The organism is Streptomyces sp. NPDC038200, from assembly GCF_055600785.1.
In genome coordinates, this window is the sequence record NZ_JBVJYH010000004.1 from 50185 (window position 1) to 70965 (window position 20781).

The 20781-nt window shown below is 73.0% G+C and carries 21 protein-coding genes; 8 read left to right on the forward strand and 13 right to left on the reverse strand.

Annotated elements, in window-relative coordinates:
• The first annotated feature begins 62 nt into the window (after nt 1-62).
• Together ACZ7KF_RS10075 and ACZ7KF_RS10080 are read left to right on the forward strand one after the other, a co-directional pair.
• Nucleotides 63-926 carry a DUF5336 domain-containing protein gene (locus ACZ7KF_RS10075; RefSeq protein ID WP_471071107.1) on the forward strand — a complete coding sequence of 288 codons (864 nt, stop codon included), beginning with the start codon at nt 63-65 and terminating at the stop codon, nt 924-926.
• A gap of 104 nt (nt 927-1030) precedes the next feature.
• Nucleotides 1031-2041 carry an LLM class F420-dependent oxidoreductase gene (locus ACZ7KF_RS10080; protein ID WP_471071110.1) on the forward strand — a complete coding sequence of 337 codons (1011 nt, stop codon included), beginning with the start codon at nt 1031-1033 and terminating at the stop codon, nt 2039-2041.
• Between the two features lie 77 nt (nt 2042-2118).
• Here the strand turns inward: ACZ7KF_RS10080 and ACZ7KF_RS10085 are convergent, their stop codons facing one another.
• Entirely contained in the window at nt 2119-2694 is a 576-nt protein-coding gene (locus ACZ7KF_RS10085; RefSeq protein ID WP_471071113.1) for a hypothetical protein, read from the reverse strand.
• Between the two features lie 140 nt (nt 2695-2834).
• Between ACZ7KF_RS10085 and ACZ7KF_RS10090 the strand changes: the two genes are divergently transcribed.
• A complete protein-coding gene (locus tag ACZ7KF_RS10090; protein WP_471071115.1) occupies nt 2835-3125 on the forward strand; it encodes a hypothetical protein in 291 nt (96 codons plus the stop codon).
• A 67-nt stretch (nt 3126-3192) separates the two neighbouring features.
• Here the strand turns inward: ACZ7KF_RS10090 and ACZ7KF_RS10095 are convergent, their stop codons facing one another.
• The 3 genes from ACZ7KF_RS10095 to ACZ7KF_RS10105 are packed head-to-tail and all read right to left on the reverse strand — an operon-like array spanning nt 3193 to nt 6430.
• Nucleotides 3193-4263 carry a prenyltransferase/squalene oxidase repeat-containing protein gene (locus ACZ7KF_RS10095; RefSeq protein WP_471071118.1) on the reverse strand — a complete coding sequence of 357 codons (1071 nt, stop codon included), beginning with the start codon at nt 4261-4263 and terminating at the stop codon, nt 3193-3195.
• Nucleotides 4260-5006 (reverse strand): class I SAM-dependent methyltransferase, encoded by a 747-nt coding sequence (locus ACZ7KF_RS10100; protein ID WP_471071121.1) that lies wholly within the window; start codon nt 5004-5006, stop codon nt 4260-4262. The genes ACZ7KF_RS10095 and ACZ7KF_RS10100 overlap by 4 nt, the downstream gene beginning before the upstream one ends.
• A complete protein-coding gene (locus ACZ7KF_RS10105; RefSeq protein ID WP_471071124.1) occupies nt 5000-6430 on the reverse strand; it encodes a glycosyltransferase family 4 protein in 1431 nt (476 codons plus the stop codon). Before ACZ7KF_RS10105 ends, ACZ7KF_RS10100 begins: the two co-directional genes overlap by 7 nt.
• A gap of 220 nt (nt 6431-6650) precedes the next feature.
• Here ACZ7KF_RS10105 and ACZ7KF_RS10110 point away from each other — a divergent pair, with 220 nt between their 5' ends.
• Nucleotides 6651-7271, forward strand: a complete 621-nt coding sequence (locus ACZ7KF_RS10110) for a TetR family transcriptional regulator (protein ID WP_471071127.1) — start codon at nt 6651-6653, stop codon at nt 7269-7271.
• On the opposite strand, the gene ACZ7KF_RS10115 is transcribed toward ACZ7KF_RS10110, so the two are convergent.
• The 6 genes from ACZ7KF_RS10115 to ACZ7KF_RS10140 all read right to left on the reverse strand — a co-directional run bounded on the left by ACZ7KF_RS10115 (nt 7272) and on the right by ACZ7KF_RS10140 (nt 13192).
• A complete protein-coding gene (locus ACZ7KF_RS10115) occupies nt 7272-7454 on the reverse strand; it encodes a hypothetical protein (protein ID WP_471071130.1) in 183 nt (60 codons plus the stop codon). It lies immediately after the preceding gene.
• 625 nt (nt 7455-8079) lie between these two features.
• Nucleotides 8080-8949, reverse strand: a complete 870-nt coding sequence (locus ACZ7KF_RS10120; protein WP_471071133.1) for a tetratricopeptide repeat protein — start codon at nt 8947-8949, stop codon at nt 8080-8082.
• Between the two features lie 55 nt (nt 8950-9004).
• Nucleotides 9005-10105 carry an NAD(P)/FAD-dependent oxidoreductase gene (locus ACZ7KF_RS10125; protein ID WP_471071137.1) on the reverse strand — a complete coding sequence of 367 codons (1101 nt, stop codon included), beginning with the start codon at nt 10103-10105 and terminating at the stop codon, nt 9005-9007.
• A gap of 112 nt (nt 10106-10217) precedes the next feature.
• Nucleotides 10218-10451: a ferredoxin gene (locus tag ACZ7KF_RS10130; RefSeq protein WP_471071140.1), complete on the reverse strand. Its 234-nt coding sequence runs from the start codon at nt 10449-10451 to the stop codon at nt 10218-10220.
• A 3-nt stretch (nt 10452-10454) separates the two neighbouring features.
• Entirely contained in the window at nt 10455-11906 is a 1452-nt protein-coding gene (locus tag ACZ7KF_RS10135; RefSeq protein ID WP_471071143.1) for an aldehyde dehydrogenase, read from the reverse strand.
• A 146-nt stretch (nt 11907-12052) separates the two neighbouring features.
• A complete protein-coding gene (locus ACZ7KF_RS10140; protein WP_471071146.1) occupies nt 12053-13192 on the reverse strand; it encodes an esterase/lipase family protein in 1140 nt (379 codons plus the stop codon).
• 226 nt (nt 13193-13418) lie between these two features.
• Between ACZ7KF_RS10140 and ACZ7KF_RS10145 the strand changes: the two genes are divergently transcribed.
• Nucleotides 13419-14444, forward strand: a complete 1026-nt coding sequence (locus tag ACZ7KF_RS10145; RefSeq protein ID WP_471071148.1) for an MBL fold metallo-hydrolase — start codon at nt 13419-13421, stop codon at nt 14442-14444.
• Nucleotides 14445-14477: 33 nt separating this feature from the next.
• Here the strand turns inward: ACZ7KF_RS10145 and ACZ7KF_RS10150 are convergent, their stop codons facing one another.
• From ACZ7KF_RS10150 to ACZ7KF_RS10160, 3 genes are read right to left on the reverse strand one after another with little or no spacing between them, the layout of a single operon-like run.
• Nucleotides 14478-15686 (reverse strand): MAB_1171c family putative transporter, encoded by a 1209-nt coding sequence (locus ACZ7KF_RS10150; protein ID WP_471072207.1) that lies wholly within the window; start codon nt 15684-15686, stop codon nt 14478-14480.
• A complete protein-coding gene (locus ACZ7KF_RS10155) occupies nt 15686-16312 on the reverse strand; it encodes a hypothetical protein (RefSeq protein WP_471071151.1) in 627 nt (208 codons plus the stop codon). The genes ACZ7KF_RS10150 and ACZ7KF_RS10155 overlap by 1 nt, the downstream gene beginning before the upstream one ends.
• On the reverse strand, nt 16305-16898 hold the full coding sequence (locus tag ACZ7KF_RS10160; RefSeq protein ID WP_471071154.1) for a helix-turn-helix domain-containing protein: 594 nt from the start codon (nt 16896-16898) through the stop codon (nt 16305-16307). The genes ACZ7KF_RS10155 and ACZ7KF_RS10160 overlap by 8 nt, the downstream gene beginning before the upstream one ends.
• 246 nt (nt 16899-17144) lie before the next feature.
• Here ACZ7KF_RS10160 and ACZ7KF_RS10165 point away from each other — a divergent pair, with 246 nt between their 5' ends.
• The 3 genes from ACZ7KF_RS10165 (at nt 17145) to ACZ7KF_RS10175 (ending at nt 20576) form a co-directional block, all read left to right on the forward strand.
• Nucleotides 17145-18200: a hypothetical protein gene (locus ACZ7KF_RS10165; RefSeq protein WP_471071157.1), complete on the forward strand. Its 1056-nt coding sequence runs from the start codon at nt 17145-17147 to the stop codon at nt 18198-18200.
• Nucleotides 18201-18678: 478 nt separating this feature from the next.
• Nucleotides 18679-19899 (forward strand): prenyltransferase/squalene oxidase repeat-containing protein, encoded by a 1221-nt coding sequence (locus ACZ7KF_RS10170; protein ID WP_471071160.1) that lies wholly within the window; start codon nt 18679-18681, stop codon nt 19897-19899.
• Nucleotides 19896-20576, forward strand: coding sequence for an SCO2322 family protein (locus tag ACZ7KF_RS10175; protein ID WP_471071163.1), 681 nt, complete (start codon nt 19896-19898; stop codon nt 20574-20576). The genes ACZ7KF_RS10170 and ACZ7KF_RS10175 overlap by 4 nt, the downstream gene beginning before the upstream one ends.
• Nucleotides 20577-20781 lie beyond the last annotated feature (205 nt).

Genomic DNA, 20781 nt, shown 5'->3' on the forward strand with positions numbered 1-20781 from the left:
GACAGCCGGATCTTGCGGGCGATAGTGTCTACGACGACGAGACGACCTACGAAGGACCTGAAGTGAATATCCGCTCCCTCACTAGAGGCGACGGCGTGGTGATCGGAGCAGCGGTGTTGCTGTTCATCGCGTCGTTCCTCGACAACTACTCCGTCGACGGCGCACCGGACGACTACGATCTCCCGAATCTCTGGGCAAGCGGACCGGTCCTGTTGAGCGTCGTCCTGGCGGGGCTCATCGGCGCCGCGCTCCTCGTCGTCTCCCGGGCCCTGCCGCAGCCGCGCAAGGTGGCCGGCCTGGACCTCGGCCAATTTGGCGCCGCTTTCGCCGTGTTCGCCGCGTGGAGCGCCCTCGGGAACGTCATCGACCCGTCCGGAGGCGCGAACAACATCGGCGGTGGGTCGAGCGACGGCCCGAGCGCCGGTACGGGCCTGATCCTCGCCCTCATCGCCACCCTGGTCATGGCCGCCGCCGCCATCGCCACCCCGCTGGCGCCGGCCCTCCAGGCCGGGCTGGTCCCGGCCGCCAAGCCGGCCGCCCCGCAGCCCTACGGCGCCCAGCCGCCCGGTGGTTACGGCTACCCGGGTGCCCAGCCGCAGCAGCCGTACGGCGCCCAGCCGCAGCCGGGCCAGCCGTTCGGGCAGCCGCAGCCGCAGGGTGCTCCGGCCCCGGGTGCCCCGGCGGGTGCTCCGGCGCCGGGCGCTCCGGCCGCGCAGCCTCCGGCCGGGGACTTCTCGCCGTTCTGGTTCGCCGTGCCGGTGACCCGTCCGCTGTTCGCGGAGGACGGCTCGCCGAACCCGATCGCCGAACTGGCCCCGGGCACCTGGTACCTGGCCGTCGAGCAGCGTGGTGCCACGCTGGTCGCGCAGACCCAGGACGGCCGCCGCGGCGTGCTGCAGGACACCTCCGGCATCCAGCGCGGCTGAGCCCCACCGCCGTACCGCACCGGCCCCTCGCCCTTCCGGGCGGGGGGCCGTTGTCGTACAGTCGCCTCCGGCTGACATCTGACGGTACGTCAGGAGGCGGACGCATGCGGCTCGGTCTGGCACTCGGCTACTGGGGGCGCGGTCCGGACACCGGTCATGTGCCGCTGGCCCGGGAGGCGGAACGGCTCGGCTACGACTCCGTGTGGACGGCGGAGTCCTGGGGGTCGGACGCCTTCACCCCGCTCACCTGGATCGCCGCGCGGACCTCGACGATCAGGCTGGGCACGGCGGTTGCCCAGATGGCCGCGCGGTCGCCGGCCGCCACCGCGATGCACGCGCTCACCCTGGACCACCTCTCCGGCGGACGCGTGCTGCTCGGGCTCGGCCTGTCCGGGCCGCAGGTGGTGGAGGGCTGGTACGGCCGCCCGTTCCCCAAGTCGCCGCTCACCGCGACCCGGGAGTACGTGGACGTCGTACGGCAGGTGCTGCGCCGGGAGGCGCCGGTGACGGTGGACGGGCGGTTCCACCCGCTGCCGTACCGGGGGACGGACGGCACGGGGCTCGGCAGGCCACTGAAGCCGATCACCCATCCCCTCCGCCGCGACCTGCCCGTGCTGCTCGGCGCCGAGGGGCCCCGGAACGTCGCCCAGACCGCCCGGATCGCCGACGGCTGGCTGCCGCTGTACTGGGCGCCCAGCCGGCCCGAGGTGTACGGGGACGTGGTGCGGGAGTTGCCCGAGGGGTTCCTGGTGGCCCCGATGGCCCGGGTGAAGGTCTGCGACGACGTGTCGGAGGGGTTGCTGCCCGTCAAGGCCATGCTCGGGTTCTACATCGGCGGGATGGGGCACGCGGCCCGCAACTTCCACGCCGAACTCATGGCGCGCATGGGGTACGAGGAGGAGGCCCGGCGGATCCGGGAACTGTTCCTCGCCGGACGCCGGGAGGAGGCCGTGCTGGCCGTGCCGGACGCCTTCGCCGACGAGATCTCGCTGGTCGGCCCGCGTGAACGCATCGCCGAGCGGCTGGAGTTGTGGCGCGCGGGCCCGGTGACGGACCTGCTGGCCCTGTCACCGGACCCGCACACGCTGCGGGTGCTCGCGGAGCTGAACGCCTAGGACCTCTCGTTTGGATCATGCCGGGCTCGCGGGGTCTGGCACCGCTCCCTGATCCGGCCTGATCCAAACGAAAGACCCTAGCCCTTGGCCATCTGGGAGGCCGTGGGCACCTGGTTCTTCACCGGCGCGCCGGCGCTCTGCCCCGCGTCCTTGATCTGGTCGATGATGCTGCCGAAGGAACCCGCCGCGCCCTCGTCGCCCTTGCGGAGCTTGGACGCCAGGTTCTTCAGGGCGTCGATGCCGGCGCCGAGCGGCGCGATGGCCTTGGCGAGCGTCGGATCGCCCTGGGCGTTGCGCTGGGCCGCCTTGAGCCGGTTGTAGGCGAAGGCGCCGGCGAGACCGGCCTTGATCAGCGCCGTCCTGCGGCCCTTGGCGCCCTTCTTGAACTTGCCGGCCTTCCAGGGCTTCACGATCCACTGGTAGACCGCGCCGGCGGCGAGGCCCGCGTTCGCCACGAACCGGGTCTTGGCGAGCTTCTGGCGTTCGACGGACGCGGAGGGGCTGGGACTGGGGCTGTCGGCGGCGGGCACGGCTTGTACCGCCGCACGGTCCTTCGTACTGCTCTTCTCGCTGCCGCCGCAGGCGGTGGCTCCGGCCACCAGGGCGCAGCACAGGGTGAGCGCCACGAAGAGGCGCCGTATCGGCACGGGCACGGGGTCCTCCCGACGTGTCCTCCCCGAGCGGTCTGCTTCCTCCGGCAGCCTCACCCGAGGCGGCCGAATGCGCCACTCGGGGGACACCGTCCGGGTGACCGGATGCGTTTCACCGCTGGGGAAGCGGCAATCCGAAGGGCATGTCTCGATATCGCACCGGCGCGAATCAGGCCGGGACGGTCATAGCGATCGTCGCCGACGTCATGGCCTTCATACTCGGCCTGTGGATTCTGATGTACCTGCTGGACGCGAACCGGGCCAACAGCCTGGTCCAGTTCGTGCACGACACCGCCGCCTGGCTGGCCGGCTGGTCCCACGACCTCTTCACGTTCGACGAGGCCTGGGCCCGGGTGGTCGCCGGATACGGCCTCGCCGCCGTGGTCTACCTGTTCATCGGCCACGCCATCGCCAACCGGATGCAGCGGCACTGACGACACCCGCTTCGCCGTCGGCAGGGGCCGGCGGCGAAGCGGGTGCGGGCGCCGGTGGCGGTGCGGGTCAGGCGCAGCAGTCCGGGTCCAGGCCGGCCGGCAGGTGTTCGCCGCCGAACACCGCGCACGTGGCCTCGTGGCCGCCCAGCGCGGCGACGGCCAGCAGCAGGGAGCCCGCCGTCCAGGTGGTCAGCTCGCGGGGCCAGATCGCGTCGTCCTCGAAGACGTAGCCCGTCCAGTACAGGCCGCTCTCGGGATCCCGCAGGTGCTGGATGGACTGGAGGATCTCCAGGGCCCGGTCGGACTCGCCCACCGCCCACAGGGCCAGGGCGAGTTCGCTGGACTCGCCGCCGGTCACCCAGGGGTTGGGGATCACGCAGCGCACGCCCAGGCCGGGGACGACGAAGCGGTCCCAGGACTCCTCGATGCGGGCCTTGGCCTCCGCTCCGGTGAGCGCGCCGCCGAGGACCGGGTAGTACCAGTCCATCGAGTAGCGGTCCTTGTCGAGGAAGCGCTCGGGGTGCCGGCGGATGGCGTGGCGCAGTGCTCCGGCCGCCAGCTCCCAGTCCGGCTGCGGCTCTTCGCGCTGCTCGGCGATGGCGAGCGCGCAGCGCAGCGCGTGGTGGACGGAGGAGCTGCCGGTGAGCAGGGCGTCCGCCGTGGGCGTGCCGTCGTCCTCGCGCCGCCAGCCGATCTGGCCGCCGGGCTGCTGGAGCCGCAGTACCCATTCGACGGCCGCGTAGACGGTCGGCCACAGCCGGTCCAGGAACGTGTCGTCGCCCGTGGAGAGGTAGTGGTGCCAGACCCCGACGGCTATGTAGGCGACGAAGTTGGACTCGCGGGAGCGGTCGGTGACGTCGTCGTGGGCGCCGTCGGCGTAGGCGGCGTACCAGGAGCCGTCCTCGTTCTGGTGCCGGGCCAGCCAGTCGTACGCCCGCTCCGCGGCCTCGTGCTCGCCGGCCGCGTCCAGGGCCATGGCGGCCTCGGTGTGGTCCCAGGGGTCCAGGTGGTGCCCGCGGAACCACGGAAGGGCGCCGTCCTCCCGCTGCACGCCGAGGATGCCGGCGACGGTCGCGGCAGCCTGCTCGGCGGTGAGGACCCCGGGCAGGACGAGGTGTTCTGTCCGGGGGGTGGTCACCGGGCGGCCGCCTCTTCGGCCAGCCGCGGCAGGTGCGGCTTGGTCGCGTAGACCACGAAGCTCTTGCCTATCAGCGGGTTCAGCGCCTGCTCGGCGACCCGCGTGGCGAGCGGCTTCTTCATGATGTCCCAGACCAGCAGCTTGTGGTACGCCCGCACCGGCAGCGCCTTGTCGTTGTCGACGCCGAACGCGCACTTCAGCCACCAGTACGGCGCGTGCAGGGCGTGCGCGTGGTGGCTGCCGTACGGCTTCAGGCCCGCCTCGCGGACCTTGGCGACCAGCTCGTCGGCCTTGTAGATGCGGATGTGGCCGCCCTCGACCTCGTGGTAGGCGTCGGACAGTGCCCAGCAGACCTTCTCGGGGCCGTAGCGCGGCACGGTGATCGCGATGCGCCCGCCGGGCTTGAGCACGCGCACCATCTCCGCGAGGACACCCTTGTCGTCGGGGATGTGCTCCATCACCTCGGAGATGATGACGACGTCGAAGGAGTCGTCGGGGAAGGGCAGGGCCAGGGCGTCGCCCTCCATCGCGGTGGCGGTGGCGCCCTCGGGGGCCTCCCCCGCCTCCTTCATCGCCGCGAACCACTTGGCGACCTCGCGGATCTCCTCACCGTTCTGGTCCAGGGCCACGACCTGGGCGCCGCGCCGGTAGCACTCGAAGGCGTGCCGGCCGGCCCCGCAGCCGAGGTCCAGGACTCGGTCGCCCGGGGCGAGCGGGAACCGGGAGAAGTCGACGGTCAGCACGTGGCCCTGCTTTCGGAGGAGACGCCTGCAACACTTACCGGGGCCGCGGAGCGCCCGGGGGTCTGGGCCGCGGAGCGGCCGGGGGCCGCGGCGGAGCGGCTCGGGGGCCGGCCCGCGGAGCGGGCGACGGCCTCGCGGTAGTGGGCCACGGTCCCCTCGGCGGCTCGGGCCCAGGTGAAGCGGTCGAGCACCCGCTCGCGGCCGGCGTGGCCGAGCCGCTCCCGCAGCTCCGCATCGCCGAGCAGCCGGCCCAGCGCGGCGGCCAGCGCGCCCGCGTCGCCGGGCGGCACGGCCAGGCAGGTCTCGCCGTCGCGGCCCGCGACCTCGGGGATCGCGCCGCCGGTGGTGGCGACCAGGGGGGTGCCGGTGGCCATGGCCTCGGCGGCGGGCAGCGAGAAGCCCTCGTAGAGGGAGGGCACGCAGGCGACCTGCGCGGAACGGATCAGGTCGACCAGTTCGGCGTCGGAGATGCCCTTGACGAAGTCCACGGCGCCTTCGAGGCCGTACCGCTCGATCGCCTGCGCGACCGGCCCCTCCTGCGGGCGCTTGCCGACGACGACGAGGTGGGCGGCCGGGTGCTCGGTGCGCACCTTGGCGAGCGCCTCCACGAGGAACACCAGCCCCTTGAGGGGCACGTCCGCGCTGGAGGTGGTGACGATCCGGCCCGGCACCTCGGGCACGGCGGGATTCGGCGCGAACAGGTCGGTGTCGGCGCCGATGTGGACGACGTGAATCCGGTCGTTCCGGACACCGAGGTGGTCCTCGATCTCCTGGCGGGAGCTGCCGGAGACGGTGAGGACCGAGGGCAGACGGCGGGCGACGCGCTTCTGCATGCGGGTGAAGGCGTACCAGCGGCGCACCGCGTAGCGGCGCTGCCAGGTGTCGGCGGCGTCCAGCTCCAACTGCCGGTCCACGGTGATGGGGTGATGGATCGTGGTGACCAGGGGGGCGCCGATGTCGCCCAGCAGCCCGTAGCCCAGGGTCTGGTTGTCGTGGACGACGTCGAACTCGCCGCGCCGGGCGCGCAGATGGTGGCGGGCGCGGAGGGAGAAGGTCAGCGGCTCGGGGAAGCCGCCGGTCCACATGGTGCCGACTTCCAGGGCGTCGATCCAGTCCCGGTACTCGTCCCGCTTCGGGGTGCGGAAGGGGTCGGGCTGACGGTAGAGGTCGAGGCTGGGCAGTTCGGTCAGCTTCAGCCGGCCGGCGTAGTCCACACCCTCGTCGAGGACGGGATACGGCTGCGATCCGATGACCTCGACCCGGTGGCCGAGGCGGGCCAGCTCGCGCGAGAGGTGCCGTACGTAGACGCCCTGTCCCCCGCAGAACGGGTTCCCTTTGTAGGTGAGGAGCGCGATGTCGAGCGGTCGCTCGCCGTCGGACGCGGGGTCCTCCTGGGCACCCGCTTCCCGGGCCTCAGCGGTCACTCCGTGCCCCCTTCTGCCTGCACTGTCCCGCGAGACTACGCCGGGACGCTAATCTAGAACAAGTTACAGACTTGATCGTCCAAGAGGCTCTGAATCTACCGGCAGGTAGGGGCGCTGTGAGCAGTGGATCAGGTGATTCACGCCACGGCGCGCGGCCCCGCCCTGCTCGTTGATCACGAGCCCTACAGCCGCCCTCACCGACTGTCACGGAACGGGACCCATGCCTGCGGAAGCCAGTACGTCGCGGCCGGCCTCGCCGCCCCTCACCGAGCGGCAGGAGGCCCGTCGCCGCCGGATCCTGCACGCCAGCGCCCAGCTGGCCAGCAGGGGCGGGTTCGACGCCGTGCAGATGCGCGAGGTGGCGGAATCCTCCCAGGTGGCCCTGGGCACCCTCTACCGCTACTTCCCGTCCAAGGTGCACCTGCTGGTCGCCACCATGCAGGACCAGCTGGAGCACATGCACGGCACCCTGCGCAAGAAGCCTCCCGCGGGTGACACGGCCGCCGGGCGGGTCGCCGAGACCCTGATGCGGGCCTTCCGGGCGCTCCAGCGCGAGCCGCACCTGGCCGACGCGATGGTGCGCGCGCTGACCTTCGCCGACCGCAGCGTGTCGCCCGAGGTGGACCAGGTCTCCCGCCAGACGACCGCGATCATCCTGGACGCGATGGGGCAGGCGGACCCCACCCCCGAGCAGCTCTCCGCGGTCCGGGTCATCGAGCACACCTGGCACTCGGCCCTGATCACCTGGCTCTCCGGCCGGGCCTCCATCGCCCAGGTGAAGATCGACATCGAGACGGTGTGCCGCCTGATCGACCTGCCGGAGCCGCCGGCCCACCCGTGATCACCCCCGCCGCCGGGGGCGCAGGGCGCCCAGGAGCCGGGTGAGCACCTCGAGGGCGGCGGTACGCCGGGCGGGGCGGCGGGACCACACGGCCGGCAGGACGACGCCGGCGTAGACGGCGAGGAAGACGAGCGCGGCGAGCAGGACGGGCAGCTGAAGGGAGACCGGCAGCTGAGAGGTCATGGCGTTCCCTCCGGAACGGACGGCCGACGAGATGCACGACGACCATCGCCCCCGCGGGCCCCGCACCGGCCGAACCCCGACCCGCTCCGAACGCCCGAAGAAACCCGCGGGTCGGCCGGCCTCTCTTCGGCGCCGCCACCGAATCCCGCCGAAGACCGGCCCGCAATCCCACCGAGAGCGAGAGCCGAAAGCCGGGAGCCGAGAGCCGAAGGCCGAAAGACCGACTCCCGCCGAGGGCCGCAGCCCTCACGGGAGTCGAGGCGCACGCGTGGGCCCGGGCGACCGCGTCAGTCGAGGGCGACCGCGCAAGTCGAGGCGCACGCGAAAGACCTACGAGACGGGTTCCCTTCGCCGGCATGGTCCGGATCAGGTGATGGGGGTCGCCGTCGGACCCTACTGCTGTCCTCCGGCCTCTCAGCCCTACCGTCGCTGTCGGCCCGGGCGGATGCTCGCGCGTCTCGCCTGAGTCGGCTACTCCGGTCGGACTCCCTCACTCGCCTCGTAGGCTGATTTCAGTATAGGACGGACGAAGCCGACGGAACCGTCCAATTCCTACCACTACCGCACAGGGCCTCTCCCCGCGGTCCGGGCTCCCCCGCGGCTCCCGCGAACCGGGCTCTCGCCGTCACGCCCGCTCCGTCGCCTCCAGGCCGTCCCAGCTCCGCCCGGCCGGCGACGCTCCGGCCCATTGGTCCAGCAGGCGTCGGGCCTCCTCCTCGTCAGCCGCCAGGCACACCCGCTGGCTGCCCGCGTGGACCTTCCGTTGCCGCTCGTGCGTGCCCTCGCTGCAACAGGCGCACAGCAGCTCGAAGCTGCTCGCGGGTTCGGCACCGAGGCCGTGTCCGGAGAACAGTTCGACCAGGGCGTCGACGTCGGCGGCCTCACCCGCGTGCACCGTCACCGTGAGCGTCGGCAGGTCGGAGGACTCGAAGAGGAGGAGTTCGTCGAAGACCGGGTACTCACGGCCGTCGACGATCCGCCGACCCCGGGGTTCGCCGTCGTGCACGACGATCTCGCCGAAGCGCCGGCCGGCGCTCCCCGGCACGTTCACCACGCGCCCGCGGGTGGGGCACAGGCGGTCGATCCAGACCACCTCCCGCTCCGCACCCGTGTCCAGGCGTACGCAGGCGGCGCCGAACCGCCCCTCGATCGGGCCCTCCCCCTCCGGCAGCCGGATGCCGAAGCCCTCCCACGCCTGCCGTGCGGTGGCCCAGTCGCGCTGGACGGTGGCCGCGATGCCCAGGTTCCAGTACGCCGGATCGCCCTCGCCGCGCGGGGCGCGGGCGGCGGCCTCGCGGCCCAGCTCGTACGCCTTCGCCCAGTTGCGCAGGAACTTGTGGGCGAGGGCGGCGTCGTACCACCACACCGCGCTGTCCGGCGCGTCCGGGTGGTGCGCGAGAACCCGCTCCAGGAGTCCGGCCGCCGTCGGCCAGTCCTCGGCGTTCCACGCCTCGTAGGCCTCGTCGATCAGCCTCTTGGCCTCGGACTCGCGCACGCTGCTCCCCACCCGGTCGGTATCCCGTCGAAACCGCAGGAGCGTACCCCGGCGTTCAGGCGCCGGCCCCCTTGCGGGCGATGTACCTGGTGCCGCTGAAGACGATCGTCTTGAACGCCGTCGCGGTGCGCCCCTTGATGTACCTGTCCCGCAGGCTGTCGTCGCGATGGGTGAACTGGGCCACCGCGTCCTTGTGTCCGAGGCTGACGCACCGGGCCACGTAGTGCAGGGAGTACGGCTCCGGCGGGCGCCCACCGGCCAGGCGGGCCAGGGCGTCGGCCGCGGCACGGGCCTGCGGGGCGGCGGTCTGGCAGCCGAAGCGGGCGCCGGGCACCGCCGCACAGTCGCCCACGGCGAAGATCCGCTCGTCGGTGACGCTGCGCAGGAACTCGTCCACGACGACTCGGCCGTCCGCGTCGACCTCCAGGCCGCTGCGCGCCGCGAGTTCGGGCACACCGGCCACGATCGCCCACAGCGTCAGGTCGGAGCCCGCCTCCCGGCCCGACCGCAGACGCAGAACCCCTCGGAACCGCCCCGCGCCCGCCGCGCTCTCCGCACCCGCCGCACCCACGACTTCCTCGACACCGTCGCCGACGACCTCCACCCCGAGCCGGTCCAGGGCGGCGAGAGCCCGCTGCCGTGCGGCACCGGACAGGCAGTCGGCGACCGCCGACGCGACGAGCCGCACCCGCAGTCCGGGCCGGGCCTCGGCCACCTCGGTCGCCGTCTCGATGCCCGTCGGACCGCCGCCGACCACCGTCACGGTGGCGCCCGCGGGGAGTGCGGCCAGTGCCGTACGGGCCTGCTGGGCCCCTTCCCAGGTGCCGACCGGTACCGTGCCCGGCAGGGGCCGCACCGTGCTGCCCACGGCCAGGAAGAGCCGGTCGAAGCCGAGGCTCTCGCCGTCGTCCAGGGTGATCGTGCCGTCACCGATCTTCTCGACGGTGCCGACGCGGGACGCGATCCCGTCCCGCAGCATCGACGTGAGCGGCGTCGCGACCGTGCCGGTCCCGGCGACCTGCTGGTGCAGCCGGATCCGCTCCACGAACTCGGGCCGCGCGTTGACCACCGTGACCTCGGCGCCCTTCACCTTCCTGGCCACCCGGTTCGCCGCGAACGTGCCCGCATACCCGGCCCCCACCACGACAACCTTCATCTCGGTCTCCCCTCGGAGTGACTGCTCGAACCCGAGACGGGACAGACCGCCTCCCCCGTGACACGGCGGCCGGGTGACACGCGCCACAGGGGAAGACCCGGCAGGGACCTGCCTACTCCTCCGGCGGGAAGACCGCCTCCCCGCTGCCCAGCAGGGTGATCACGATGGCTTCCACCGGGCAGCTCTCGGCGGCCTCCAGGATCTGTTCGGCCGCGTCGGTGTCCGGCCGGAGGGGGTGGGACTGGCGGGCGGAGTCGAGGCGGAAACCGTCCGGGGCGTGGTGGAGGCACTGGGCCGAGCCGATGCACACCGACCGGTCGACCTCGACGTGCCAGCGGTCGCCCACGGGCTACGCCCCCGCCGGCAGATGGATCATCTTGTGCTCCAGGTACTCGCCGTAGCCCTCCGGGCCGAACTCCCGTCCCAGCCCGGAGTTCTTGTAGCCGCCGAACGGGCCAAGCATGTCCAGGCTGAAGGTGTTGACGGAGTAGGTGCCGGTACGGACCCGCCGGGCGATGTCGATGCCGTGCTCGACGTCCGCCGTCCACACGCTGCCGGAGAGGCCGTAGTCGGAGTCGTTGGCGATCTTCACGGCCTCGGACTCGTCGCCGTACGGCAGCAGGCAGATGACCGGACCGAAGATCTCCTCGCGGGCGATCCGCATAGAGTTGTCGACGTCACCGAAGAGGGTCGGCTCGACGTACCAGCCCCGCTCCAGACCCGGCGGACGGCCGCCGCCGGTGAGGATCTTGGCGCCCTCCTCCTGGCCGACGCGGATGTAGTCGAGGTTGCGGCGCTGCTGCCGCTCGGCGACCAGCGGGCCGACCTGGGTCGCCGGATCCAGCGGGTCGCCGACCCGAAGGGCGGCCGCCGCCTGGGCGAAGGCGTCCGCGAACTCGTCGTAGCGGGCGCGCGGGACGAGGATGCGGGTCTGGGCGACACAGGCCTGTCCGTTGTTCATCCAGGCCGCGGGGACGATCCCGGAGACGGCCGTCCCCAGGTCCGCGTCCGGCAGCACGACCGCCGCCGACTTGCCGCCCAGTTCCAGGGTGACCCGGGTGAGGTTGCGGGCGGCGACCTCCATCACCCGCTTGCCGGCCGCGACCGAACCGGTGAAGGAGACCTTGTCGACGCCCGGGTGCCCGACCAGGTACTCGCTGACCTCCCGGTCGGCGGGGAGGATGGACAGCACGCCCTCCGGGAGACCGGCCTGCCGTGCGATCTCGCCCAGCAGGTACGCGTCCAGCGGGGACTCCGGGGACGGCTTGAGGACGACCGTGCAGCCGGTCAGCAGCGCGGGCGCGAGCTTGGCGGCGGCGACGAACTGCGGGACGTTCCACGGCACCACGGCGGCCACCACGCCGACCGGTTCCCGGCGGACCAGGACCGGGCCGAGGGCGCCGTCCCGGCGCTCCTCGTGGGTGAACTCCCGGGCGACCCGGATCGCCGAGTCCCACACCATCATCGCGCCGAGGGCCTGGGCGAGGACGCTCCAGGAGTACGGGGAGCCGTTCTCCGCGGAGATCACCCGGGCGATCTCCTCGTGCCGGGCGGCGATGCCGTCCTTGATGCGGCCGACGATCTCGATCCGCTCCTCCAGCGTGGCCCGGGGCCAGGGCCCTTCGTCGAAGGCGCGGCGGGCGACGGCCACGGCCCGGTCGACGTCCTCCCGGGAGGCGTGCGGCACGCGGCCGATGACCTCCTCGGTGTGCGGCGAGACCACCTCGATGACGTCCCGGCCCAGCGGGTCGGTCAACACCCCGCCGATGTACAGCTGTCCGTGTTCCACGAGCTCGGTCATGGCCGCCTGCCTCCCGCCGCACCGCGACTTTCTGACGCTGTGTCAGAACTGATATCAGTTCTGGTCATAGGGGGCAATGGGCGCGGCCGGACGGGTCCCGGTACATGCCGTCACCCGGACACGGGTGAGCGCCGTCGGCCCGGCTTTCAGGGGTGCGGTACGTGACGCGTCGCGGTCACCGAAGACCTGCCGATCATCTCCACGATCTCGCGGATCACCCGCTCGTCGTCGTACAGGCGCGAATGCGCCAGACGCCGCCCCCGCGACGCAAAGGGTTCCAGTTGCAGGAGAAGCGCCTTGCCGGGCGGAGTCGCCTCGACCGAACTGAACGCGAAGAGGCTGACGAACGGGCCGTCCACACCGAAGACCAACGACGAACTGAGCAGTAGCGTGATCAGTGCCACGAGGGCGAGTCCCGGAACCGCGAACACGTATTGCATGAAGGCAAGCTTGCGGGTGTCGAGTGCCACAGAAAGCAGAATCGAGGCCTGCGTGCTGAGAATGATGAAGCTCCACAGCCCCAGACTGCCGAACATGCGGCCGGTCACACCGGTCAGCCATCCGACGAACTGACCGGCAACCAGAAGTGTCGACGCTTCGTCGCCGGCGGACCGCATCACCGCGATCTGATGCACATCGACAGAAGGGGAATGCACGGATGTGACGAGCTTATCGCGGAAACCGGGCCCCAGCTTTCCCCTGTGCATGATCAGCCCGACGACACAGAGGGCGGTCGTCAGCAGAAACAACGAGGCGAACGCTATGAATATCCAGTCGATCAGGCTTCTTGGCGCACTGAAGACACCTGTCCATCCGCCCGCGACCAGCAGAACGCCGAACAGCACCGTCATCAGGGCCTGGTAAACCGATACGACCCGGCCGCGGGAATGAATGAAGGGGGTCGCGAGCGTAATCGCGGACAAGGGACCCCTTCGGGGATCGGATTCATCGACAGCCGTCATTGCCCGGAGCGCCACGTTTCCTCCGTGGCTGTGGGCGACGATCCATTGCCGCGCGCTCGGGTCGTCCCGTATCCGGCCTTCGAGATGAGCGACGAGTTCACTGGTCGCCTGGTCCCGAGCCCGGTGCGAATTCTTGCCGGACCAGGAGAACGAGGCCACGCGGTAACCAGCTGCCGTCAGTGCCGCGTGCAAGGCGCTGTCACTCGTCGTCCAGGCCGCGTTGCGGGCATAGGTGCCGTGCACCAGCGTGACGGCGACCTCGGGACTGCGGGCACGACCGCCCTCGGGACTGCGGGCACGACTCCCCTTGATGCGCCTCCCCATGGCCGCACTGTATCGGTTCCGGATCCGGCGGGGATCTCTGAGCGCGACGTGCCTGCGGGAGGGCAGCTCGATGCGCGCTCCTCGATGCCGGCGGCAGGTCACCCGCAGACCTCAAGAGACGGCAGGGCAGGCCAACACCCCATACAGTCAGTCGACTTGAACGCCCATTGAAACCAGTTCTAGTTATAGTGGGCCATGGCCGCACGGCGGAGGGGGCGGGGAGTTGATGGTGGTGACCTTCGATCACGGCGGGGGTGTGCGGTCCGTCCAGGTGCCCATCCCGGACAATCCCCTCGGGCACACGCTGGTGTACGTGGTGGACACCGACCGGGGCCCGGTGCTGATCGACACCGGGTGGGACGATCCCGCGTCCTGGGACGCGCTCGCGGCGGGACTGGCGGAGTGCGGTACGGCGGTCGGCGAGGTCCACGGCGTGGTCGTCACCCACCACCACCCGGACCACCACGGCCTGTCGGCGCGGGTGCGCGAGGCATCCGGCGCCTGGGTGGCGCTGCACGCGGCCGACACGGCGATCGTGCGCCGGGCACGGGAGAGCCGGCCGGAGCGGTGGTTCTCGTACATGGCGGCCAAGCTGGCGGCGGCCGGCGCGCCCGAGGAGCACGTGGCGCCGCTGCGGGCCCCCCGGAGGGGGTCGCTGCCCGGCCTCTCGCCCGCCCTGCCGGACCGGGAGATCGTCCCCGGCGAGCTTCTCGACCTGCCGGGCCGCCGGCTGCGCGCGATCTGGACCCCGGGGCACACACCCGGCCACGTCTGCCTGCATCTGGAGGAGGAGCACCCGGCCCGGCTCCCCGGCCACGGCCGCCTGTTCAGCGGCGACCACCTGCTGCCCGGGATCACTCCGCACATCGGGCTGTACGAGGATCCCGACGACGCGACCGTGACGGATCCGCTGGGGGACTATCTCGACTCCCTGGAGCGGATCGGCCGGCTCGCCCCCGCCGAGATCCTCCCGGCCCATCAGCACGCCTTCACCGACGCCCCGGCGCGCGTACGGGTGCTGCTCGACCACCACGAGAGCCGCCTGGGCGACCTGCTCGCGCTCCTGGCCGAGCCTCTCACCCCCTGGCAGCTCGCCGAACGCATGGAGTGGAACCGCCCCTGGGCCGACATCCCCTTCGGCTCCCGCACCATCGCGGTCTCGGAGGCCGAGTCCCATCTGCGCCGCCTGGTGAAGCTGGGGCGGGCGGAGCCGGTGCCGGGGAGCGAGCCGGTGACGTACGTGGCGGTGTGACCCTGGGCGACGGCGGGGCCGGGCGGGGGCGCGTCAGGCGGGTGAGGCGAGGTCTTCCGCGGCGACCGCCTGCCTGCGGAACCTCTCGACGGCCGCCGCGTGGAACCGCAACGCGCCCGCGACCGACTCCAGTTCGCTGTCGGGGACGCAGGCGAACCCGGGGTGCCCGGTCGGCGGCGGACGGTCGCGGTCGCCGGGTGCGCGCAGCGCCTCGGCCGCGACGAAGATGTCCACCGCCGCCGCGATGCTCCGGGCGTCGGGCTCCGGGTGGCCCGCCGCCGTCGCCACCTGCCGCCACCGCTCCCGCCGGTCCGCGCAGAGGTGCGGGGCCAGCTTGAGGAGGCCGTCGTTGATGGCGGCCCGGCGCAGTTCCAGGCGGAGGGCGGCACCGCTGACCCGGCCGGTCGCGGGTGCCGCCGGCGCGGAGACGGTCAGCATGACCTGCCACAGCGGTTTCAGGCGCCGGTGGGTGCGCACCAGCCGTCGGCGCTCCTCGGCCCAGGGCCCGGCCTGCCCGACGATGAAGCCGACGGCCACCAGGGCCGCCTCGGCGATGGCGAACGGCGGGGCGACGTACGTGGACAGCCAGTCCCAGTCCCGGCCGCTCCACCGGGCGCCGACCGCGGCGAGTTTGCCGATGTCGAAGAGGAGCCCGAGGGCGTACGCCTCCTGGAGGAAGATGACCGCCCGGCGCAGCCACTTGTCCTCGATCTCCCGGTACCAGGCCCACAGCATCCCGGCCGCGACCACCGCGGACACCAGGTGCGCGACGAGGTAGAGCAGCACGAACTCGCGCATCCAGGGCGTGTCGGCGTAGTAGGTGTCGAGGTCGCGCAGCCGCTCCTCGTGGTGGTCGCCGAGCAGGAACGTCGTCCACAGGCCGACGATGATGACGGTGTACGCCACCCAGACCAGGCGGGTGCGGCGGCGGCGCACCGCGGACGGCGGCTCGCGCCAGGTGATGATGAGCCACAGACAGGCGCCGCAGTACACGGTCAGCAGTGAGTACACCCACACACCGGCGAAGTTGGGGACGCCGACGAGCATGTTGATGCGGTGCAGGCTGGCCGGAGGCAGCGAGGCGAAGACGATCGCGCCGATGCCGAGCAGCAGGGCGGTGGCCCGCAGGATCGGGTCCTGCCAGGCGCGCCGCAGCAGCGGCAGCTTGATCACGAAGGCGACGGCGAGCAGGGCGGCCGGGACCGCGTAGGCGGTGAAACAGCCGGCGATGTCCCAGCGCATCACGGGCCGCCGATGTTGCACAACGAGGACGACAGCCGGTCGGTGAGGGTGTCCTGGGTCATCCGGCCGGCCGCGCCGGGCCCGACGACCTTGGAGAACTTCGCCGCGAGCCGCAGCCCGCACTCCTCGGCCTCCCACTCGGCCTCGGCCGCCGGGGCGGCGGGCGAGCGGGTGGCCATGGCGACCACCCGGTCCCAGGGGACGGAGTCCTCGGCGCGGCACAGCAGCCGGCGGGCGGCGGCGGGCAGCCCGCCCGGGTAGTGCACGTCCAGCGTGCCGTAGTGGATGTGGCCGATCTCGTGCCCCGTGATGACGAACTTGTGCGGGTCCGGGGCCCGGTCCTCGACCACGACGATGTACTCGTCGTCCCGTGCGAGGGTGATCCCGGAGACGTCCAGGCCGGGTGGGAACGCGACGAACTTCAGCCGGACCGGGCGGTCCAGTCGGGGGCTGAGCGTGGCGCACAGCGCGTGCAGGAACGCCTCCGGGGCGGTCGGCGGGGTGAGGGTGCGGACGGTGTCGCGCACGAGCCGGTCGAGGAAGCGCTTCGGCGACCGAGAGGGCTTCGGCTGCTTCGGGGACGCCGCTGACCGCGGATGCTCGTGGCCTGCGGACTGTTCAGGCACGCCCGGTGTCCCCCGCCCGTTCCGAGGCGATGATCATCTCGGCCAGGTCGGCCAGGGTGGCGAGCTGCCGGGCGTTCATCTGCGGCGCCCGCGCGGCCAGTCGTATCAGTCCGCTCTCGCGCAGCCGCAGCAGCGGGTCCGCCTCGGCCTCCAGGCTCTGGAGCACCGGTTGCAGCGCCTCGTGCAGCGCCTCGGGCTCGTCCGCGGTGAAGAAGCCCGCGGACAGGCCGAAGAACCGGCGCAGCCGGTCGGCGTGTTCCAGGCTGGGCATGCCGCTCTTGCGCCATTCGCTCAGCCACTGCCGGCTGGTGCCGGCGATCCGGGCCAGCTCGTCCAGCGAGTACCGCTTGCCGTCCGGCCGGCGCCGGCTCTCCCGGATGAAGTCCAGTCGCTGGCGGACGCGTTGGGCCAGACAGGTCTCGCCGGCCCGGCCGCCGGAGAGCAGGTCGACGACGACGCAGACGGGGATGCCGGTGCGGTAGGAGAGACCGGCCACGTCGAGGGACTCGGGCAGCCGTCCGGGCCGCCCGGTCAGTTCGCCGAGCCGGTCCAGGACATCGGCCAGCGAGGTGTAGGAGTCACTCACCGAGGTCCCCCCTGGGCGGTCGTCCGTTCGGCGGCTGGGCGCGAGGCTACCCGCTCGCCCGTGCGGCGACCAGACGTGACAAGGCTCCCTGCGCAATTACGCAGTTATCGTTGACAGTTGACGGTGCGGTGGGTGAGGATCACTGCACGGAGAGCAAGATCCGACCCGCCCCGGGTGCCGCCTATGGGGGAGCGGCACCCGGGGTGTTCCTCGTCCGCCTCCACCCCGAGGAAGGTCCAGGCACCCATGGCGCAGCCCGTCCTCCTCCTCGGGGCCGGCCGCCGGGACGAGTGCGACGAGTTTTCGCTGGCACGGATCGCCGCGGTGTGCCCGGTGGTGCTGGTCGACCCGGACCCCCCGGCGTGGGCGTGCCCGTATCTGGCCGGCCATCTCGCGGCCGACCCGGCCCGGGAGGCGCAGACGACCGAGGCGGTGCTGCGGTACGCGGCCGGGTCCGCGGTGGGCGGCGTGCTGACCTGGTCCGGGGAGCACCTGGTCACCGCGGCGCGGATCGCGGGCCGGCTGGGGTTACCGGGCCTGCCGGAGGAGACGGCCGCGGCCTGCGCGGACCCCGTCGCGTCACGGGCGCTGCTGCGGCGGCACAGCGTGCCGACGGCCGGTCCCGAGGACCCCGAGGCCGCGCAGGGGTCGCTGGTGTCCGCCGAGACGGTCGTCCTGGACGACGAGGTCCGCATCGTCGCGCTCACCCGTACGACGGCGGGTCCGCCGCCCGCCCGCCGCCCGCTGCGGCACGGTGTCCACGCCCACGACGGGCTGCTGCACAACCGGTTCCTGCGCCAGTGCGTCGAACGGACCGTGCGCGCCCTCGGTCTCACCCACACGGTCGCGCATCTCACCCTGCGGCTGACCGAGCGCGGCCCCCGTGTCCTGGCCGTCGCCCCGCATCTGCCCGGCGATCTGATCCCGCTGCTGGTGGAACAGGCCACCGGCGTCGATCTGGCCGGTGCGGCGGCCGCCCTGGCCACCGGCCGGCACCCGGAGCTGACCCCCACCCGGCAGGGGGCCGCCGCCGTCCAGTTCGCCTACCCGGCGGTGACCGGCCGCCTGACCCACCTGTATCTGGACCCCGCCGCCGAGGACGAGCCGGCCGCCGAGCGCATGGTGCTCACCCGGCGGACCGGCGACCCGGTGACGGCGGCCCCGCACGCGGACGTCACCGACCGCCTCGCCCACTGGGTGGCGACGGGCGAGGACGCCGCCGCGTGCGAGGAGAGCCTGCGCCGGATGGCCCGCCATCTGACGGCGACGGTGACGCCCGCGGCGGACGTCTACGCGGCCTGACGGCTACGGTGACGCCCGCGGCGGGACGGCACGCGGCCCGACGCCGACGCCCGCGGCGGAACGGCACGCGCCTGACGCCGACGCCCGCGGCGAACCGGTACGCGGCCCGGGTCCCGGCGTCGGCTCCCGGCGCCCGCCCGGAGGGCGGGGCTCATCTCCCCGCCCCCCCGTCACGACCGTGACCCCGGTCACCGCGCCGGTGTGCCCACGGCCACCCCTCGGCTCGCGTCGGGCGGCCGGTAAAGTGGCGGAGTCGTCATCACACCCGTACGGGGGGAAGCCGGTGCAATTCCGGCGCTGACCCGCAACCGTGTGCCGCCGCGAGGCGGTGAGCCGGATCGCCCCGGGCGGAACGTTGACCGGCTCACGTGCGCAGGCGGCCCGCCGCGCACCGCACCGTCGAGGTCTACGGAGCCGAGCCGCCCGGGGTGTCACCCGTGCGCTGCCCGGCTCCCCGCAGGAGAGGCAGTCGCCGACCATGAACGTCCGCCGCAGTGCCGCGGCTCTCGCCGCCGTAGGCGTGCTGGCCGCAGCCGCGCCCGCCACGGCCGCCGACCCGTCCCCGTCCGCCTCCAAGACGACGGTCCCCGCCGGGCTGTACGGCAAGAGCGACCCGACGTTCGACGGCGTGTGGCGGCAGTCGCTGACGTTGGTCGCCCAGCGGACGCTCGGCTACCGGCCGGCCGCCGAGGCCGTCGACTGGCTCGCCGGGCAGCAGTGCGCGGACGGCGCCTTCGCCGCGTTCCGCGCCGCTCCGGCGAAGCCCTGTGACGACAAGGTCAAGACCGACACCAACAGCACGGCCGCCGCCGTCCAGGCGCTGGCCGCGGTCGGCGGGCGCGGTGGTGCCGTCGGCAAGGCCGTGGACTGGCTGAAGTCCGTGCAGAACAAGGACGGCGGCTGGGGCTACTTCCCCGGCACCGGCAGCGACGCCAACTCCACCTCCGTCGTCATCGGCGCGCTGACCGCGGCCGGCGCCGACCCCGCCGACGTCCGCAAGTCCGGCAAGTCCCCCTACGACGCGCTGCCCGCCTGGTCGATCCCCTGCGACCAGGACGGCGGCGGCGCGCTCGCCTACCAGCCGGACAAGAAGGGCGAACTGGCCGCCAACGCGGACGCGACGGCGGCCGGTGTGCTGGGCGCGCTCGGCAAGGGCTTCGTGGCGCAGACCGGCAAGGCTCCGGCGCAGGACGCCTGCGCCGAGGCCGGCCACCTCTCCCGGGAGCAGGTCGCCGACAACGCCGGCGCGTACCTGGCGGCGGTCCTCGCCAAGTCCGGCCACCTGATGTCCACCATGCCCGGCGCCAAGGCACAGCCCGACTTCGGCAACACCGCGGACGCCGTCGTCGCGCTCGCCGCGGACGGCCGGACCCAGCCGGCGAAGAAGGCGTACGCCTGGCTGGAGAAGAACGCCGGTGACTGGGCGCGGCTGAGCGGCCCGGCGGCGTACGCGCAGCTGATCCTCGCCGCGCACGCGATCGGGGAGCAGCCGGGCGACTTCGACGGCACCAGCCTGGTCCGCTCCCTCAACGCCCTCGGTCCCGCGCCGCACATGGACTCCGCCGCGCACGAATCGGCGTCGGACGAGAAGGACGCGGAGGACTCCGGCACCGGCGTCTGGTGGATCGTCGGTATCGGTCTCGTCGCCGGCATCGGCATCGGCTTCCTGCTCAGCGGCCGGAAGAAGCGGCAGCCGTGAGTGCCGTCCGCCGTGCCGTGCCGGTGCTCGTCGCCGCGCTGCTCCTCGGCTCCGCCGGGCAGGCCGACGCCGCCGGCTACCGCTACTGGTCCTTCTGGGAGCGCACCGGTGACCACTGGGCGTACGCCACGCAGGGCCCGTCGACCACGCGTCCCGACGACGGCGCGGTGGAGGGTTTCCGGTTCGCGGTGAGCGCGGACTCCGCGGACGCGAGCCGGCCGCGCGGTGCGGCGGACTTCGACACGATCTGTGCGGGTACGGCCGAGAAGTCGGGGACGAAGCGGGTGGCCGTGGTGCTGGACTTCGGCAGCCGTGCGGATGCGCCGTCCGGCGAGACGCCGCCGGGGCGCCGTACGGCTTGTGCGCGGGTGGCGTCCGATGCCACCGGTGCGGATGCGCTGGCCGCTGTGGCCGAGCCGCTGCGGTACGACGCCAACGCGCTGTTGTGCGCGATCGCCGGGTATCCGGTGAAGGGGTGCGGGGAGCAGGTCTCGGCGGAGGAAGCGGGTGCCGCGAAGAACGACGGGGGTGCCGCGAAGAACGACGGGGGTGTCGCGAAGAAGACCGGGTCGGACAGCGGGCCCTCGCTGGGTCTGCCGATCGGCGCGGGAGCGGTCGCCCTTCTGGCAGCCGCGGCGGCGTGGCAGGCACGGCGGCGGCGCGATGCGGGCGGGTGAGACCGGGCCGTCGTGCGGGTGCGGGTGCGTCGGGGGCGGGCCGTCGTGCGGGTGCGGGTGCGTCGGGGCCGGGCGCGTAGTTCCCCGCGCCCCTAGGGAGTTGCGGGGACCGGACTCGCGGAAGTGCCCCGGGTGTGGGCAGGCTTGCGGGTGCGTCGGGGTTGGGCGCGCCGTTGCCCGCGCCCCTGAGGAGTTGCGGGGACCG

Coding starts and splice junctions, on each gene's coding strand:
- ACZ7KF_RS10080 (WP_471071110.1), top strand. CDS start 1,031: ATGCGGCTCGGTCTGGCACTCGGCTACTGGGGGCGCGGTCCGGACACC.
- ACZ7KF_RS10090 (WP_471071115.1), top strand. CDS start 2,835: ATGTCTCGATATCGCACCGGCGCGAATCAGGCCGGGACGGTCATAGCG.
- ACZ7KF_RS10110 (WP_471071127.1), top strand. CDS start 6,651: ATGCCTGCGGAAGCCAGTACGTCGCGGCCGGCCTCGCCGCCCCTCACC.
- ACZ7KF_RS10115 (WP_471071130.1), bottom strand. CDS start 7,454: ATGACCTCTCAGCTGCCGGTCTCCCTTCAGCTGCCCGTCCTGCTCGCC.
- ACZ7KF_RS10125 (WP_471071137.1), bottom strand. CDS start 10,105: ATGAAGGTTGTCGTGGTGGGGGCCGGGTATGCGGGCACGTTCGCGGCG.
- ACZ7KF_RS10135 (WP_471071143.1), bottom strand. CDS start 11,906: ATGACCGAGCTCGTGGAACACGGACAGCTGTACATCGGCGGGGTGTTG.
- ACZ7KF_RS10140 (WP_471071146.1), bottom strand. CDS start 13,192: ATGGGGAGGCGCATCAAGGGGAGTCGTGCCCGCAGTCCCGAGGGCGGT.
- ACZ7KF_RS10145 (WP_471071148.1), top strand. CDS start 13,419: ATGGTGGTGACCTTCGATCACGGCGGGGGTGTGCGGTCCGTCCAGGTG.
- ACZ7KF_RS10150 (WP_471072207.1), bottom strand. CDS start 15,686: ATGCGCTGGGACATCGCCGGCTGTTTCACCGCCTACGCGGTCCCGGCC.
- ACZ7KF_RS10165 (WP_471071157.1), top strand. CDS start 17,145: ATGGCGCAGCCCGTCCTCCTCCTCGGGGCCGGCCGCCGGGACGAGTGC.
- ACZ7KF_RS10170 (WP_471071160.1), top strand. CDS start 18,679: ATGAACGTCCGCCGCAGTGCCGCGGCTCTCGCCGCCGTAGGCGTGCTG.